This window comes from Streptomyces sp. NPDC021115 (assembly GCF_044333065.1).
In the GTDB taxonomy this organism is placed as follows: domain Bacteria; phylum Actinomycetota; class Actinomycetes; order Streptomycetales; family Streptomycetaceae; genus Streptomyces.
Genome location: NZ_JBIRQF010000002.1, coordinates 733663 through 748688, shown reverse-complemented (window position 1 = coordinate 748688; position 15026 = coordinate 733663). Strand labels below are relative to the sequence as shown.

Annotated in this window: 14 protein-coding genes and 1 riboswitch; of the genes, 3 read left to right on the top strand and 11 right to left on the bottom strand. The window is 72.5% G+C overall.

The genetic code is table 11. The features are described from left to right. Positions 1 to 4 precede the first annotated feature (4 nt). The 9 genes from ACH4TL_RS09010 to ACH4TL_RS08970 all read right to left on the bottom strand — a co-directional run bounded on the left by ACH4TL_RS09010 (position 5) and on the right by ACH4TL_RS08970 (position 8012). Positions 5 to 463, bottom strand: a complete 459-nt coding sequence (locus tag ACH4TL_RS09010; protein WP_398309699.1) for a PH domain-containing protein — start codon at positions 461 to 463, stop codon at positions 5 to 7. A 51-nt stretch (positions 464 to 514) separates the two neighbouring features. Further along, positions 515 to 1363 (bottom strand): ATP phosphoribosyltransferase, encoded by an 849-nt coding sequence (gene hisG / locus ACH4TL_RS09005; RefSeq protein ID WP_391175666.1) that lies wholly within the window; start codon positions 1361 to 1363, stop codon positions 515 to 517. 47 nt (positions 1364 to 1410) lie between these two features. After that, the gene (locus ACH4TL_RS09000; RefSeq protein WP_009713585.1) at positions 1411 to 1695 is read right to left on the bottom strand and encodes a phosphoribosyl-ATP diphosphatase; all 285 of its coding nucleotides are present in this window, start codon (positions 1693 to 1695) and stop codon (positions 1411 to 1413) included. Between the two features lie 46 nt (positions 1696 to 1741). Beyond that, on the bottom strand, positions 1742 to 2215 hold the full coding sequence (gene ribH, locus ACH4TL_RS08995; RefSeq protein WP_398309702.1) for a 6,7-dimethyl-8-ribityllumazine synthase: 474 nt from the start codon (positions 2213 to 2215) through the stop codon (positions 1742 to 1744). Between the two features lie 35 nt (positions 2216 to 2250). Then, on the bottom strand, positions 2251 to 3624 hold the full coding sequence (locus tag ACH4TL_RS08990) for a bifunctional 3,4-dihydroxy-2-butanone-4-phosphate synthase/GTP cyclohydrolase II (RefSeq protein WP_398309705.1): 1374 nt from the start codon (positions 3622 to 3624) through the stop codon (positions 2251 to 2253). Next, entirely contained in the window at positions 3621 to 4316 is a 696-nt protein-coding gene (locus ACH4TL_RS08985; protein WP_398309708.1) for a nicotinamide riboside transporter PnuC, read from the bottom strand. Before ACH4TL_RS08985 ends, ACH4TL_RS08990 begins: the two co-directional genes overlap by 4 nt. Beyond that, positions 4313 to 4951, bottom strand: a complete 639-nt coding sequence (locus ACH4TL_RS08980) for a riboflavin synthase (protein WP_398309711.1) — start codon at positions 4949 to 4951, stop codon at positions 4313 to 4315. Before ACH4TL_RS08980 ends, ACH4TL_RS08985 begins: the two co-directional genes overlap by 4 nt. 1 nt (position 4952) lies before the next feature. Next, positions 4953 to 6032, bottom strand: coding sequence for a bifunctional diaminohydroxyphosphoribosylaminopyrimidine deaminase/5-amino-6-(5-phosphoribosylamino)uracil reductase RibD (ribD, locus tag ACH4TL_RS08975; RefSeq protein WP_398311518.1), 1080 nt, complete (start codon positions 6030 to 6032; stop codon positions 4953 to 4955). Between the two features lie 203 nt (positions 6033 to 6235). Then, positions 6236 to 6366, bottom strand: a riboswitch (FMN riboswitch). Between the two features lie 341 nt (positions 6367 to 6707). Next, positions 6708 to 8012, bottom strand: a complete 1305-nt coding sequence (locus ACH4TL_RS08970; protein WP_398309714.1) for an alginate lyase family protein — start codon at positions 8010 to 8012, stop codon at positions 6708 to 6710. A gap of 157 nt (positions 8013 to 8169) precedes the next feature. Between ACH4TL_RS08970 and ACH4TL_RS08965 the strand changes: the two genes are divergently transcribed. Continuing rightward, on the top strand, positions 8170 to 9399 hold the full coding sequence (locus ACH4TL_RS08965; protein WP_398309717.1) for an MFS transporter: 1230 nt from the start codon (positions 8170 to 8172) through the stop codon (positions 9397 to 9399). Positions 9400 to 9405: 6 nt separating this feature from the next. Here the strand turns inward: ACH4TL_RS08965 and ACH4TL_RS08960 are convergent, their stop codons facing one another. Next, positions 9406 to 10878, bottom strand: a complete 1473-nt coding sequence (locus ACH4TL_RS08960) for an FG-GAP repeat domain-containing protein (RefSeq protein WP_398309720.1) — start codon at positions 10876 to 10878, stop codon at positions 9406 to 9408. A gap of 198 nt (positions 10879 to 11076) precedes the next feature. On the opposite strand from ACH4TL_RS08960, the gene ACH4TL_RS08955 reads away from it, so the two are divergent. Continuing rightward, positions 11077 to 12456, top strand: coding sequence for a uracil-xanthine permease family protein (locus ACH4TL_RS08955; protein WP_398309723.1), 1380 nt, complete (start codon positions 11077 to 11079; stop codon positions 12454 to 12456). Positions 12457 to 12585: 129 nt separating this feature from the next. After that, positions 12586 to 13329 carry a DUF5995 family protein gene (locus ACH4TL_RS08950; RefSeq protein WP_398309726.1) on the top strand — a complete coding sequence of 248 codons (744 nt, stop codon included), beginning with the start codon at positions 12586 to 12588 and terminating at the stop codon, positions 13327 to 13329. On the opposite strand, the gene ACH4TL_RS08945 is transcribed toward ACH4TL_RS08950, so the two are convergent. Then, positions 13290 to 14999 (bottom strand): flavin monoamine oxidase family protein, encoded by a 1710-nt coding sequence (locus ACH4TL_RS08945; RefSeq protein ID WP_398309729.1) that lies wholly within the window; start codon positions 14997 to 14999, stop codon positions 13290 to 13292. The two genes, ACH4TL_RS08950 and ACH4TL_RS08945, sit on opposite strands and share 40 nt — an antisense overlap. Positions 15000 to 15026 lie beyond the last annotated feature (27 nt).

Genomic DNA, 15026 nt, shown 5'->3' with positions numbered 1-15026 from the left:
CCGGTTACTGCGTGGTGGCGCCGCCCGTGCCGTGGTGTTCGGCGAGGACCCGCAGGGCGCGGGCGTCGTCGATCGCCCGCGCCTTCGCTACGCCCACCTGGATGCCCATCGCGGGCAGGCTGGTGCCGTCGGCGAGGTCCAGATGGACCCAGGCGTCACCGGGCCGCAGATTGACCCGCAGCACCTCGGCCCACTCCAGCCGACGGGTGGTGATGAGGTTGACCACGGTCACCCCGGTCTCGTCGGCCACCACCTTGGGGCGGCTGAACAGCGCGAGACCCGCGAAGAACAGCAGCCCGGTGCCGACGAAGCTGGCCTGCTCGCCCGGCGACAGGTTCTCCAGGAGCAGTCCGATCGCGCTGAGGACGACGACGAGGGCCGCGCCCACGGTCAGCAGGACGATCCGGGTGACGGTCGGCCGGAAGGTGACCGGGAGGGCGGGCGGCTGGGCGGCGGCGGACACGTGTGATGGGTCTCTCGTGAGAGGAGGAGTTGGGAGGGCGGGAGCCGGGGCTCAGAGGCGGCAGGCGTGGATGCCCGTGGTGAGGATCGCCCGCGCGCCCAGCTCGTACAGCTCGTCCATGATCCGCTGGGCGTCCTTGGAGGGGACCATCGAGCGGACCGCGACCCAGCCCTCGTGGTGCAGCGGGGAGACGGTGGGCGACTCCAGGCCAGGGGTGAGCGCAACGGCGCGCTCGACCTGCTCGACCCGGATGTCGTAGTCCATCATCACGTAGCGCCGGGCCACCAGGACGCCCTGCATCCGGCGGAGGAACTGGCGCACCTTGGGGTCGTCGGTGGGCGCGCCGGTACGGCGGATCACCACGGCCTCCGACTCCAGGATCGGCTCGCCGATGATGTCGAGACCGGCGTTCCGCAGGGTGGTGCCGGTCTCCACGACATCCGCGATGATCTCGGCGACGCCGAGCTGGATGGCGGTCTCCACCGCGCCGTCCAGGTGGACGACGGCGGCGTCCACCCCGTGGTCGGCAAGGTGCTTGGTGACCAGGCCGGAGAAGGAGGTGGCGACCGTCATCCCGCCGAACTCGCTCACATCGGTGGCCGTACCGGGCCGGGTGGCGTAGCGGAAGGTGGACCCCGCGAAGCCGAGCTGGAGGATCTCCTCGGCCTGGGAGCCGGAGTCCAGCAGCAGATCACGGCCGGTGATGCCGATGTCGAGGCGGCCGGAGCCGACGTACACGGCGATGTCGCGGGGGCGCAGGAAGAAGAACTCGACGTCGTTGTCGGAGTCGACCAGGACGAGTTCCCTGCGGTCCTTGCGCTGCCGGTAGCCCGCCTCATGGAGCATCGCCGACGCAGGCTCCGACAGTGAACCCTTGTTGGGGACGGCGATGCGCAGCATGAGGGGTGTTTCCTTCGTACGAGGGATGGGTGGTGAGCGGTGGTGGGTCAGAGGTGGGCGTAGACGTCGTCGAGGGTCAGGCCCTTGGCGACCATCATCACCTGGAGGTGGTAGAGGAGCTGCGAGATCTCCTCGGCGGCCGCCGCGTCGCTCTCGTACTCGGCGGCCATCCACACCTCGGCGGCCTCCTCGACGACCTTCTTGCCGATCGCGTGCACACCGGACTGGAGCAGCTCGGCGGTACGGGAAGTGGCGGGGTCGGCCGTGGCGGCCTTCTGCTGGAGCTCGGCGAAGAGCTCCTCGAACGTCTTCTTGGACATGGTGTGCGCCATCCTACTTGCGTCGGACGGCGCGACTTCGCGCAGGGCCGGGCGACCTTTACGCGACCGACCTCAGGGTGACGGCGGTGGCGACGGCCGCGGTGACCGCCTCGTGCCCCTTGTCCTCGCTGGAACCGGCGATTCCGGCACGGTCGAGGGCCTGCTCCTCGGTGTCGCAGGTCAGCACGCCGAAACCGATGGGAACGCCGGTGTCCACGCTGACCTGGGTGAGGCCCTGGGTGACGCCCTGGCACACATAGTCGAAGTGGGGCGTGCCGCCCCGGATCACCACGCCCAGCGCCACGACCGCGTCGTAGCCGCGGTCCGCGAGGACCTTGGCGACGACCGGCAGCTCGAAGCTGCCGGGCACCCGCAGCACGGTCGGCTCGGCGATGCCCAGCTCGCCCAGTGCCCGCCGGGCGCCGTCGACCAGGCCGTCCATCACCTTCTCGTGCCACTGCGCGGCGATGACGGCCACACGCAGGTCCCCGCAGTTCTCCACGGACAGTTCGGGGGCACCCTTACCGCTCACGTCACTCCTCAAGTCTTGTCTACGTACGGGTGGTTCTACTGGTTGCCGCAGGCGGACACGGGCTCCGGGCTGTCCGCCCGGCGTCCCTCCTCCGGCCCCTCCAGCCAGGGGAGGTCATGCCCCATCCGGTCCCGCTTGGTCCGCAGATAGCGCAGATTGTGCTCCCCGGCCTGGACGGGCATCGGCTCCCGGCCGGTGACCCGCAGCCCGTGGCGGACCAGTGCGGTGGTCTTCTCGGGGTTGTTGGTCATCAGCCGCAGGGAGCGCACGCCCAGGTCGGCCAGGATCTCGGCGCCCGCCGCGTAGTCACGCGCGTCGGCGGGCAGGCCCAGCTCCAGATTGGCGTCCAGGGTGTCCCGGCCCAGCTCCTGGAGCTGGTACGCGCGCAGCTTGGACAGCAGCCCGATGCCGCGCCCCTCGTGGCCGCGCAGGTACAGCACCACGCCGCGGCCCTCGGCGGTCACCCGCTCCAGGGAGGCGTGCAGCTGGGGGCCGCAGTCGCAGCGCAGCGAGTGGAAGACGTCGCCGGTCAGGCATTCGGAGTGGACCCGGACCAGCACGTCCTCGCCGTCGCCGAGGTCGCCCTGGACGAGCGCGATGTGCTCGACGCCGTCGGCGGTCGCGCGGTAGCCGTACGCCTGGAAGTCGCCGAAGGCGGTGGGCAGCCGGGTGGTGGCCTCGCGCCGGACGGCGGGCTCGGCGGCCCTGCGGTACGCGATCAGGTCGGCGATGGAGATGATCGCGAGGTCGTGCTTGTGGGCGAAGGCGACCAGGTCGGGCAGGCGCAGCATCACGCCGTCCTCCCCCGCGATCTCGCAGATCACGGCCGCCGGGCGCAGTCCGGCCAGCCGCGCGAGGTCGACCCCGGCCTCGGTGTGGCCGTCGCGGGCGAGCACCCCGCCGGCGCGGGCGCGCAACGGGAAGATGTGGCCGGGGCGCACGAAGTCGTCCGGGCTGATGTCCGGGTCGGCGAGCAGGCGCAGCGTGGTGGCCCGGTCGGCGGCGGAGATGCCGGTGCTGACGCCGTGTGCGGCGGTGGCGTCGACGGACACGGTGAAGGCGGTCCGCATGGACTCGGTGTTCTCCTCGACCATCTGCGGCAGCCGCAGCCGGTCGAGGTCGTCGCCCTCCATGGGCGCGCAGATCAGCCCGCGGCACTCGTTCATCATGAAGGCGACGATCTCCGGGGTGATCGTCCCGGCGGCCGCGATGAGGTCGCCCTCGTTCTCCCGGTCCTCGTCGTCCACGACCACGACGGGACGGCCCGCCGCGATGTCGGCGATCGCCCGCTCGACGGGGTCCAGCGCCAGCTCGTCCGGCGGCCACGCGTCCGTGGTGGCGTCGGTGACGTCGGTGGTGTCGTCCTCGGCTGCCGGTCGCGGCTGCGTCGTCGCGTATGCGTCGCTCATGACACTGACACTCCTTCCATTGCGGGGGTGGTCGCGCTCGGAGACGTCCGGGTGTCGGGGGACGTCCGGGGGTTCTCGGTACGGGAGCGCAGCCACCAGTCGCGCGCCCCCCACAGGACGAGCGCGAAGTAGATGACGTAGACGAGGCCGGAGAAGGCCAGTCCGCTGCTGAAGGCGAGCGGGACGCCGACGACGTCGACCAGCATCCACGCGAACCAGAACTCGATCAGGCCACGGGCCTGGGCGACCATCGCGGCGAGGGTGCCGACGAAGATGTAGGCGTCGGGCCACGGGTTCCAGGACAGTTCGGGAACGGCGGTGAACAGGGCGCCGACGGCGAGCGTTCCGGCCGCGAGGCCGGTGAGCAGCGCCGCGCGCTCGCGGCCGGTGGCGAAGCGGACGGCGACCGCGCCGCCCTCGTCGCGGCGGCCGCGCCGCCACTGCCGCCAGCCCCAGGCGGCGATGCCGATGACCAGGAGCTGCTTGCCGACGCCGCCGCTGAGGTGGGCGGTCGCGTACGCGGCGACCAGGACGACGCCGGAGGCGAGCTGCGCGGGCCAGGTCCACAGGGAGCGGCGGCGGCCGAGGGCGAGGGCGGCCAGGCCGATGGTGTTGCCGATGGCGTCCGACCACAGGATGTGCTGGCCGAATATCTGCCCGGCCTCGGCGCCCAGCCAGTCGAGGGCACTCATTCGATCGCTTCCTTGTCCGTGTACGGGTCCGCGCCCTGGCCCGCGCCCCCGTGGGCGATCAGGCGCTCGACGTATTTGGCGAGGACGTCCACCTCGAGGTTGACCGGGTCGCCCGGCTGCTTGACGCCGAGGGTGGTGAGGGCGAGCGTCGTCGGGATGAGGCTGACGGTGAAGAAGTCGGGGCCCGCGTCCACGACGGTCAGGCTGATGCCGTCGACCGTGATGGAGCCCTTCTCGACCACATAGCGGGCGAGTTCGGCCGGGAGCGAGATCGTGACGATCTCCCAGTGGTCGGAGAGCTTGCGCTCGATGAGCGTGCCGGTGCCGTCCACATGGCCCTGGACGAGATGGCCGCCGAGCCGCCCGCCGAGCGCCATGGGGCGCTCCAGGTTGACGCGCGAGCCGACGCCGAGCGCGCCGAGGCTGGAGCGGTTCAGGGTCTCGGCCATCACGTCGGCGCTGAACCGGCCGTCCCCGGTGTCGACGACGGTGAGACAGACGCCGTTGACGGCGATCGAGTCGCCGTGCCGCGCGTCCTCGGTGACGACGGGGCCGCGCACCTGGAAGCGGGACGCGTCGCCCAGATTCTCGACGGCGACGATCTCACCCAGTTCTTCGACAATTCCGGTGAACACGTCAGTTCTCCTCGGCGAGGGTGGTGGTGGGTGCGGCGGTGATGCGCAGATCGGGTCCGAGCCGGGTGACATCGGCCGTATCCAGCCGCAACGCCCGCGCGATCGTGGTGATTCCGGCGTCGGCGAGGACGGCGGGGCCCGCGCCCAGCAGGACGGGGGCGAGATAGCCGACGACCTTGTCGACGGCGCCCGCCGCGAGGAACGCCCCGGCCAGGGTGGGCCCGCCCTCCAGCAGGACGGAGCGGACCCCGCGGTCGTGCAGGGCTGCGAGCAGCGCGCCGATGTCGAGCCCGCGCCCTGTTGTCGCGCGGGGCAGCCGCAGGGCTTCCGCCCCGGCGGGCAGCCGCGCGGTGTCGGCGTCCTCGGCGACGGCGATGAGCGTGGGCGCGGCCTCGTCCAGGATGCGGGCGTCCGGCTTCAGCGCCGTCGCGTCGGTGTCGACGGCCACGCGCAGCGGCTGTGTGACGCCCTCCCGGTCGCGTACGGCGAGATGCGGATCGTCGGCGCGCAGGGTGCCGGAGCCGACGAGCACGGCATCCGCCTCGGCGCGCAGCCGGTGCACATCGGCGCGGGCCTCGGACGAGGTGATCCAGCGGCTCGTGCCGTCGGCCGCCGCGCTGCGGCCGTCCAGGGTGGCGGCGTACTTCCACAGCACGAAGGGGCGGCCGCGGCGCATCGCGGTCAGCCACGCCTCGTTGGCCGCCTCCGCCTCGTCGGTCAGCGGCCCGGCCGCGACGTCGATCCCGGCCGCGGCGAGGGTCGCGGCGCCGCCGCGCGCCTGGGCGGTGGGGTCGGCGACCGCGTACCGGACGCGGGCGACCCCGGCGTCGATGAGCGCCCCGGCGCAGGGTCCGGTGCGGCCGGTGTGGTTGCAGGGTTCGAGGGTGACCAGCGCTGTGCCGCCGCGGGCCCGCTCCCCCGCCGCGCGCAGGGCGTGCACCTCGGCGTGCGGGCCGCCCGCGCGCTGGTGCCAGCCCTCGCCGACCGGCTGTCCCTGGGCGTCGAGGATGACGCAGCCGACGACGGGGTTGGGGCTGGTGTGGCCGAGACCGCGGGCGGCGAGCGCGACGGCACGGCGCATCGCGCGGTCTTCGGCCGCTGCGGATGCCGCTGCTTCGGCTGCGGGGGCCACCGGGTCCTCCTGCCTCTTCGGGCACGGACTCCGGGGCTGTCGGAACGACAAGGAGCGGGAACGCCACCGCCGGGACGCCGGGATCGCCACGTTTACGCCCGCGCCGGGAGCGCGGCCGCCGCGAAGACGGCGCACCGGTGAAGTCGCTACCGCCGCGCACTGCCTCCCATCCGGACTTTCACCGTCGGTCCAGGAATTTCACCTGGTCAACCGGCCGCTGGCGGCGGACGGGTCGCGGACTGTAACCGCCGGTTCGGATTTTCACCGACCCCGGAGTGCGCTGACGTCACTGGTACGGCTTCAGTGTGCCACGGCGATCAGCGCAGGTGGGAGACGGGACCGATGTGTGCTGCCTCACCCACCCGGCCCGCGCCCCCGCCGTTCCCCCACCCTGCCCGCCCGGGGTGGGGGCCCGGGGCTCCGCCGCCGGACGCCCCCGTCCGGCCGGGAGCCGGTCGCGCTCGGTGCGTCGCCAGCCGGTGGCCCGTGCCCCCGTGCCGGGCCGGTGCGCTCCCGGGAGCCCCGGGGTGAGGCCCCGGCCGGGCGCCTTCGCATGGCTTCCCGGAGCGGGGGTCCGGGGGCCGGGCCCCCGGGTTCGGGAAGGGGCGGGGTGGGGATGGCCCCCTAGCCCTGCGCGATGCTGTCGAGCTGTTCCACCGCGGGGCGCAGGGACCACAGGTCGCCGCCGGGTGGGGTCTGGAGCTCGGGGACGGCGGCGCGGGCGCGGGGGTCGCCCGCGTCGGCCGCCGCGTGCACCAGGTCGCTCGCGGCGTACGCCTTGAACTCCAGGTCGGGGTAGGGCCACGGCTTCGCCCCGGTGGCGGCGGGCAGCAGGAAGTCGACGGCCTTGAAGAGGTTCGAGCCGGTGGGCCCGGTGTAGCGCCACAGGTCGACGCCGACGTGCCGCCCCACGGCCGCCATCCGCGTGTACGCGACGAGGTTGAACGTGGAGTAGTGGAAGCTGCGGGTGCGGGCGAGTTCCTGGGGCTGGCTGCCGTCGGCGGCGATCTGGGTGTCGATGCGCTTGGTCCGGGCGTCGCGCAGCACCGTACGGGCGAGGCCCCGGTCGCCCACGGCGGCGGCGAGGGCGGCGACCTGCATGTCGTAGAAGGTGCCGTGGTTGTTCTCGGCGGCGCCCTCCTCCTTGCCGAAGTCGCTGTTCACCAGCCAGTCGAGGAACTGCTTGTTCCAGGTGCGGAAGCCCGCGTGGTCGCCGCGCGACCAGCCCGGGGCGCCGGTGTCGAGGATGGCGGCGGCGTCCAGGAGGCTGGTGAAGCCCTGGGAGAAGTCGATGATGCCGATGGAGCGGCCGTCGTACTTGCAGGGGATGAACTGGGCGTGGTTCAGGCTGGGGTTCATCCGGGTCGCCGGGGTGACGAACCAGGTGCGCAGGATGTCGGCGGCGTGCTCGGCGTACCCCCGCTTGCCGGTGTAGTACCAGGCGAGGGACAGCTCGTAGGCGGATTCGAAGACCTTCCCGACCTCGGGCCGGTCGGTCATCTTGTCCACATCGGGGTTCCGTTGGCCATCCTTCTGAACATAGGGGCAGCCATACGGATTGTCGTCAGTCTTCGGCTGGCTGGGCCACCAGTAGGGGGCCTGGCTGAAGTAGTCGTGCTTGTCACCGCTCGGCGGCACCTGGTCCTTGTCGGTGACGGTCCACGGCCCCTGGGTCATCCACTGGTCGGCCTGAGTGGTCAGGTCGCGCAGGGTCCGCTTCAGCCCACGGTCTCCGAGCTGGAGTTTCAGCTTGGTCAGGGCCAGCCGGGAGCCGTCGAGCACCACCGTGTCCGGCACCCGGCCGGACCCTCGGCCCCGGTCGGCGCCCTGGGCGGACGGCGCCGCCAACGCGGCCAGGAGGGCGAGCAGGGCAGCGAGGACGACGATCGCGCGGGTGGGTAACCCGCGCTCCGCTGGAGTCGCAACCATCGAGCACTCCAATCAGATATCTGAACCGCATTCAGAATCGAGATTGATGGTCAGGGTAGGGATGGACCATGACCACGACAAGAGATCGTGCGGAAATAGCCTTGAGCCGGACCGCCGGGCCCGCGCAGAGTACGGATATGAGCAGCGATGAGCCTCGATGAGCGGCGGTACGGAACCGACCCCGCGTGACGTACGGCGCGCCCGCATGGCCGTCGCCACGGTGTTCGCGGTCCACGGCGCGGTCACCGGCAACTTCGCCACCCGTATCCCCTGGGTGCAGGAGCAGTTGGGCATCAGCGCGGGACGGCTCGGGATCGCCCTCGCCTTCCCCGCGATCGGCGCCTCCTGCGCGATGCCGCTGGCCGGGGCGATCAGCCACCGCTTCGGCGCCCGCGCGGCGCTGCGCGGGCTGATCGCCCTGTGGTGCCTGGCCCTGGTGCTGCCCCCGCTCTCCCCCGGCGCGGTGTGGCTGTGCGGGGCGCTCTTCGTGTACGGAGCGACCGCCGGGATGGCCGACGTCGCCATGAACGCCCTCGGCGTGGAGATCGAGGAACGGCTCGGCCGGTCGATCATGTCCGGGCTGCACGGCATGTGGAGCGCGGGCGCGCTGCTCGGCTCGGCGGCGGGCACGGTGGCCGCCCACGCGGGCACCGACGCCCGGGTGCACCTCGCGATCGCCGCCGCGGTGCTCACGCTGCTGGGCACCGGCGCCTGCAGGTGGGTCCTGGACCTGCGGAGCGCCCCCGAAGAGCATCCGCCGCCCCGCTTCGCCCTGCCGCCCCGCTCCGCGCTGGTCATCGGCGCGGTGGGGCTCTGCGCGGTGTTCGCCGAGGGCGCGAGCCTGGACTGGTCGGCGGTCTATCTGCGGGAGGTGCTGGACTCCTCCCCCGGTGTCGCCGCCGCCTGCACCACGGCCTTCTCCTGCATGATGGCCGCGGCCCGGTTCGCCGGGGACGCGGTGGTGGGCCGGATCGGCCCGGTGCGGACCGTACGGGCGAGCGGGGTGCTGGCCACGCTCGGCGGGGTGCTGGTGGTCACGGCAGCGGGTCCGGTGCCCGCGATCGCCGGATTCGGCCTGATCGGGCTGGGCATCGCGGTCGTCGTTCCCCTCGCCTTCGCCGCCGCCGGGCGCAGCGGCCCGGCCCCGAGCCAGGCGATCGCGGGCGTCGCGACGATCATGTACACCTCGGGGCTGATCGCCCCGGCGGCCATCGGCTCGATCGCCGACATCACCTCGCTGACCGTGTCCTTCGGCCTGGTCACGGCGCTGTCGCTGGGGCTGGTAGCCGGGGCCGGGGTGCTGCGCGGGCCGTCCGCCACGGCGGGCCCGGGCGGCGCCCCGGAGCCCGGCCGGGCGGACCGCGCCCCCGATACGACGGCCTCCTGATGCCTGCTACTTCTTCACGAACTCCGTGGTGGTGAAGGAGGACTTGTCGCGGGAGCCGGTGCCGTCGGTGATCCACCAGTGGGTGGGCTGCTCACCGTAGAGGCCGAACAGGGTCCCGGCCCCCCAGTTCATGATCAGCTCGTCCTTGCCGTCGCCGTCGTAGTCGGCGGCCCCGGCGGACCGGGCGTGCCGCCACTTCTTCGGCGTCTTCTTGCCGTCGGCCTTCGCGGGCCCCTGCCGGGTGACCGGGGTGCGCCGGTCGCCGTCGATGAGGGTGGCGCCCTCGTACGTGGCGACGAGGATGCCGTCGCGGCCGTCGCCGTCCGGGTCGGCGGCCGTGAAACCGCCGGGTCCGTAGTCCGTGCGCGCGCCCTTGGGCGCCTCGGGCAGGTCGTGCGTGACCGGTGCGCCGCCGCTGCCCGGGTACACGGTCAGCTTTCCGTCGACGTCCTCCGGCTCGGCCCCCTCACCGGGCTCGTCGTTGCGGCTGCCGTCGTCCCCGACGGCCACATCGCGCTGTCCGTCGCCGTCGAAGTCGCCGAAGGCGTGGGCGTTCCCGCCGCGCAGCTTCCGGCCCTCGGCGGCCAGGCCGCTGCCGCGGCGGGCCGCGTGGAGGGTGTTGCCGGACTGCTCGCCGTCGCTGACGCCATGGACCAGCAGCGATGTCGCGCGGGCCTTGCCGGTCGGGTCGATGTCGTCCGCGGCCAGCTCCCCGTCCGTGAACGGCAGGCTGGTGTCGGTGCGCTTCGGCTCGCCGGAGCGGGGGAACGGGCCGTACAGCACCACCGTGGAGGACTGGTTCTGGGCGAGCCCCGCCAGGTCGTGGTGGCCGTCGCCGTCGAAGTCGCCGCGTACGACCGAGGTCACGCCCAGCTTCGACACGCTCTCCGGCAGCCGTACCCGGGTCACCTCGGCGCCCTTCCGCGGGCCGTCGGGGCCGCCCCACATGACGTACGGGGTGGACGGCGGCGCGCTGATGTTCCCGTCCCCCACGCGCTCCCCCGACGGTGCGGTCGTGACGACGTCCGCGAAGCCGTCGCCGTCCAGGTCGGCGGTGACCACATCGTCCCTGGAGACGGAATCACGTCCGATGGCGCCCACCGGAGGGTTCGCCGGGGGGCCTGGCAGGCCCAGGTCGCGGCGGCCCAGGACGGTACGGGTCGCGGGGTCGAGCCCCTTCCCCGAGCCGTAGACCACGCCGACCCGTTCGTCGGTGCCCTCGGCGGGGTCCTGACCGGGCTTGAAGAGGGGCAGTACGAGGTCGCGGTGGCCGTCCCCGTTGAGGTCGTCCGGGTCCTTCGACCCCTTCCCCCGCGAGGGCGCCCGGCTCTCGGTGGGCGCGCTGGGCTGCCCGGCGGCCGAGGTCCCGCCCTTCGAGGAGGACGGTTCGCCGCCGTCCGGGCCGCATCCGGTGAGCGGGGCGAGGGCCAGGCAGGCGGCGCAGACGGCGAGGGTGTGGGAGGTGGATCGAAAGGCCATGCGCGCCACCCTCACACCCGGTGCGGCGCCAACTCCAGGGCGGCATCAGGACTGTTGCCCAGTTGTCGATCAACCGTCGGGTTGCGGACCCGGGCGGGGCCGGGCGAGGCCGAGCGGCGTATTTTCGGCCAACTAACATTGCTCCGATCCCCCTGTCATGCGGATCTCCTCTGTATGCCGAAATGAAGTGGAGCAGTCATGGGCCTCGGCGTGCGCTGGACCCTGCACGGCGACGGGCGCACCCCCGCCCCGGGAGCCGTCGTCCGGCCGGATGAGCGGCTGTCGTGGCCGCGGACGGCGGGCCTCGGCGCCCAGCATGTCGTGGCGATGTTCGGGGCGAGTTTCGTCGCCCCCGTGCTGATGGGTCTCGACCCCAACCTCGCGATCATGATGTCCGGGGTCGCGACCATGCTGTTCCTGCTGGCGACCCGCGGCCGGGTGCCCAGCTATCTGGGGTGCAGCCTGTCGTTCGTCGGCGTGGCCGCGGTGATCCGGGCGCAGGGCGGCGGCAGCGCCGCCGTGACCGGGGCGATCCTGGTGGTGGGCGGGGCGCTACTGCTGAGCGGACTCGCGGTGCGGCGGTTCGGGGCGCGGATCATCCACGCGGCGATGCCGCCCGTGGTGACCGGTGCGGTGGTCATGCTGATCGGCTTCAACCTCGCGCCGGTGACCGCCTCGACGTACTGGCCCGCCGACCAGTGGACCGCGCTGCTGACCATGCTGGTCACCGGCGCGGCCGTGGTCTGTCTGCGCGGCTTCTGGTCGCGCATCGCGATCTTCCTCGGGCTGCTCTTCGGCTACGCGATCTCCTGGATCTTCGACCGCGTCTTCGGCACGATCCACTCGATCGACGGCAGTGGGAAGGTCACCGACCACTGGCGGCTGGACCTGTCCGGCGTCACCAAGGCCGACTGGATCGGGCTGCCGTCCCTGCACGCGCCGCAGTTCCACTGGTCGGCGATCCTGGTCGCGCTGCCGGTCGTCATCGCGCTGATCGCCGAGAACGCCGGGCATGTGAAGGCCGTCGGCGAGATGGTCGGCGATCCGCTCGACGACCAGCTCGGCACGGCGATCGCGGCGGACGGCGCCGCGACCATGCTGTCCACCGCGGTCGGCGGCCCGGCCACCACCACGTACTCCGAGAACATCGGCGTCATGGCCGCCACCCGCGTCTACTCCACCGCCGCCTACTGGGCCGCCGCCGGGTTCGCCCTCCTCTTCGGGCTGTGCCCCAAGTTCGGCGCGATCGTGGCGGCGGTGCCGGGCGGGGTGCTGGGCGGCATCACGGTGATCCTGTACGGCATGATCGGCCTGCTCGGCGCGCAGATCTGGGTGCACAACGGGGTGGACCTGCGGAACCCGCTGAACCTGGTGCCGGTGGCGGCGGGCGTGGTCATCGGCGTCGGGGGCGTGAACCTGAAGATCAGCGACAACTTCGAGCTGAGCGGGATCGCGCTGGGCACGATCGTGGTGATCGTCGGCTACCACGCCCTGCGCGCGCTGGCCCCGGCCCATCTGAAGCCGTCGCGGGAGCCCCTGCTGGACGCGGGGACCAGCACCTACGACGACACCCCCTAGGGACCGTCAGCCGCTGGGGGGCAGGCGCGGGCGCGCGGTAACGGTCCGCGCCGAACCGTTGCGCCGTCCGGGGGATGTGACGGCGCACCGGGTCCCGGGGGGCGGGGGTGCGCTGCCACGCTGTTGCGCATGACGATGCCCGCCCAGCGGCTGGAGACGCCGCGTACCGTGCAGAGCGTCGTGGCGCGCATGAGCGCGCTCGGCGCGGCGCTGCCGCCCGAGGACGGGGTGGCGGTCTTCAACCGGGTGTATCTGTCGGTGACCGAGGAGGTCGGCCGCCGTCTCGGCAGCGGGTACTTCCAGGACCCGGCCGCCACCGAGGAGTTGGACGTACGGTTCGCCTGCCGCTATCTGGCAGCGGTCGACGCGGGGGCGGCCGGGCGGCGGCCACCGGCCTGCTGGCGGCCGCTGTTCGAGCTGCGTGCCCATCCTGCCGTCCGCCCGGTGCAGTTCGCGATGGCCGGGATCAACGCGCACATCGGGAACGACCTGGCGCTCGCGCTGGTGGACACCTGCCGCGCCCGGGGCGTGGAACCGGCCGCCCTGGAGGGCGACTTCGACCGGGTCGGGGCGCTGCTGGCCGGGATGGAGGAGCGGATCCGGGAGGAGCTGATGCCCGGCCCGGACGCGCTGGAGGCGGCCGATCCGCTCACCCATCTGATCGGCTCCTGGAGCCTGGACAAGGCGCGGGACGCCGCGTGGGCGGCGTTCCGCGCCCTGTGGGGGCTGCGGGGGCTGCCGGAGCTGGTGGAGGAGTTCGCGGAGCGGATCGACAAGAGCGTGGGGCTCGTCGGGCGCTGTCTGCTCACTCCCCTGCCAGGCACCGGAGGCGGTCAGTCCTCGGGGAGTTCCACGGGCGCGATCTCGTCGTAGAGGTCGCCCGGCCCCGGGTTGCCCGGATCGGTGGCGCCGCCGAAGCGGCGCATCACGCCCCACACCGCGTTGAGCGCGGTCTGCACGGCGCCCTCGGCCCAGCCCGCGGTCCAGGAGATGTCGTCGCCCGCGAGGAAGATGCCGCGCTGATCCGCCGGCAGCCGGTCCTGCATGAAGTGGGTGAACAGCCGCCGCTGGTAGCGGTAGTGGCCGGGCAGGTTGGCCTTGAACGCGCCCATGAAGTACGGCTCGTTCTCCCAGGACACCGTGACCGGGCTGCCGATGATGTGCTTGCGGATGTCGACCTTCGGATAGATCTCCGACAGCGACTTCAGCATGACCTCCATCCGCTCGTTGGCGGACAGCGGCAGCCACTTGAGGCTGTCGTCGCACCAGGTGTACGAGAGGCAGATGACGGCGGGCCGGTCCGGGCCGTTGTCCAGCAGATACGTGCCCCGGGTCATCCGGTCGGTGAGCGTCATGCTCATCGTGTCCCGGCCCGTCTCCTCGTCCGTGTCCAGCCAGAACGGCCGGTCGACGGGCACGAAGAGCTTGCTGGACTCCATGTAGTGGGTGCGCTCGATCGCCGTCCAGTGGTCGATCGGGAAGAGCGAGTCATCGCAGTCGATCTTGGAGAGCAGCATCCAGGACTGCGCGGTGAAGACGACCGCCCGGTACGAGCGGATGTCGCCGCTCGCGTCCGTCACCACGATCCGGTCGCCAGCGGCGCGGTGCAGCCGGGTCACGGCCGGGCGCGGCGCGCCGTCGTGCACGGAGGACAGCGAGGTGCCCTGCGCCCAGTGGACGATCTTCTGCGGCTCGCGCTCCCACAGCCGCAGCGGGAGCTGCTGGCTGCCGCCGACGATGCCGCGGTGGTGGTCGTCGGCCTCGGTGTAGACGACGCGCAGGATCTCCAGGATGGAGTTGGGGAAGTCGGTGTCCCAGCCGCCGGTGCCGAAGCCGACCTGGCCGAAGATCTCCCGGTGGCGGAAGGAGGTGAAGGCGGAGGAGTCGCAGAGGAAGCCGTAGAACGTCTGGTTGTCCAGCTTCTCCACGAGCTTCGCCCAGATCTCGCGGATGCGCGGCACGTCGCGCTCGCGGATGGCGCGGTTCATGTCGGAGAAGCCGGCTCCCTCCTCCAGACAGGCGTTCCAGGCGGCGGCGACCTCGCGGTACACCTCCGGCAGGTCGTCGATGGTGCGGGCGTAGTGGGACTCGCCCTTGAGGTCGACGACGGTGGACGGGGTGTCCGGGGCCAGCGGGTTGGGGAACGGCGCGGTGGTGAGGCCGACCAGGTCGATGTAGTGCTGGAGCGCGGTGGAGGACGGCGGGAACCGCATCGCGCCCATCTCGGCGGTCAGTTCCTGGTCGCAGCCCTCGAACCCGACCGTGCGCAGCCGCCCGCCGATCCGGTCGGCCTCGTACACGACGGGCTTGAGCCCCATCTTCATCAGCTCGTACGCGGTCACGATGCCGGACAGCCCGCCGCCGATGACCGCGACCTCGCTGCCGTGCTCGGTCGCCGGTATCTGGCCGAGGCCCGCGGGGTGGGCGAGGAAGTCGTCGTAGGCGTAAGGGAAGTCCGGGCCGAACATGGTGACCGGCGGGAGGGTGTCGGTGTGCTCGGACTCGTGCTCGTCGTGGACGGCGGTGGGCACCGTGGACGTCATCGGGTACGGACTCCTTGCGGATGCGGC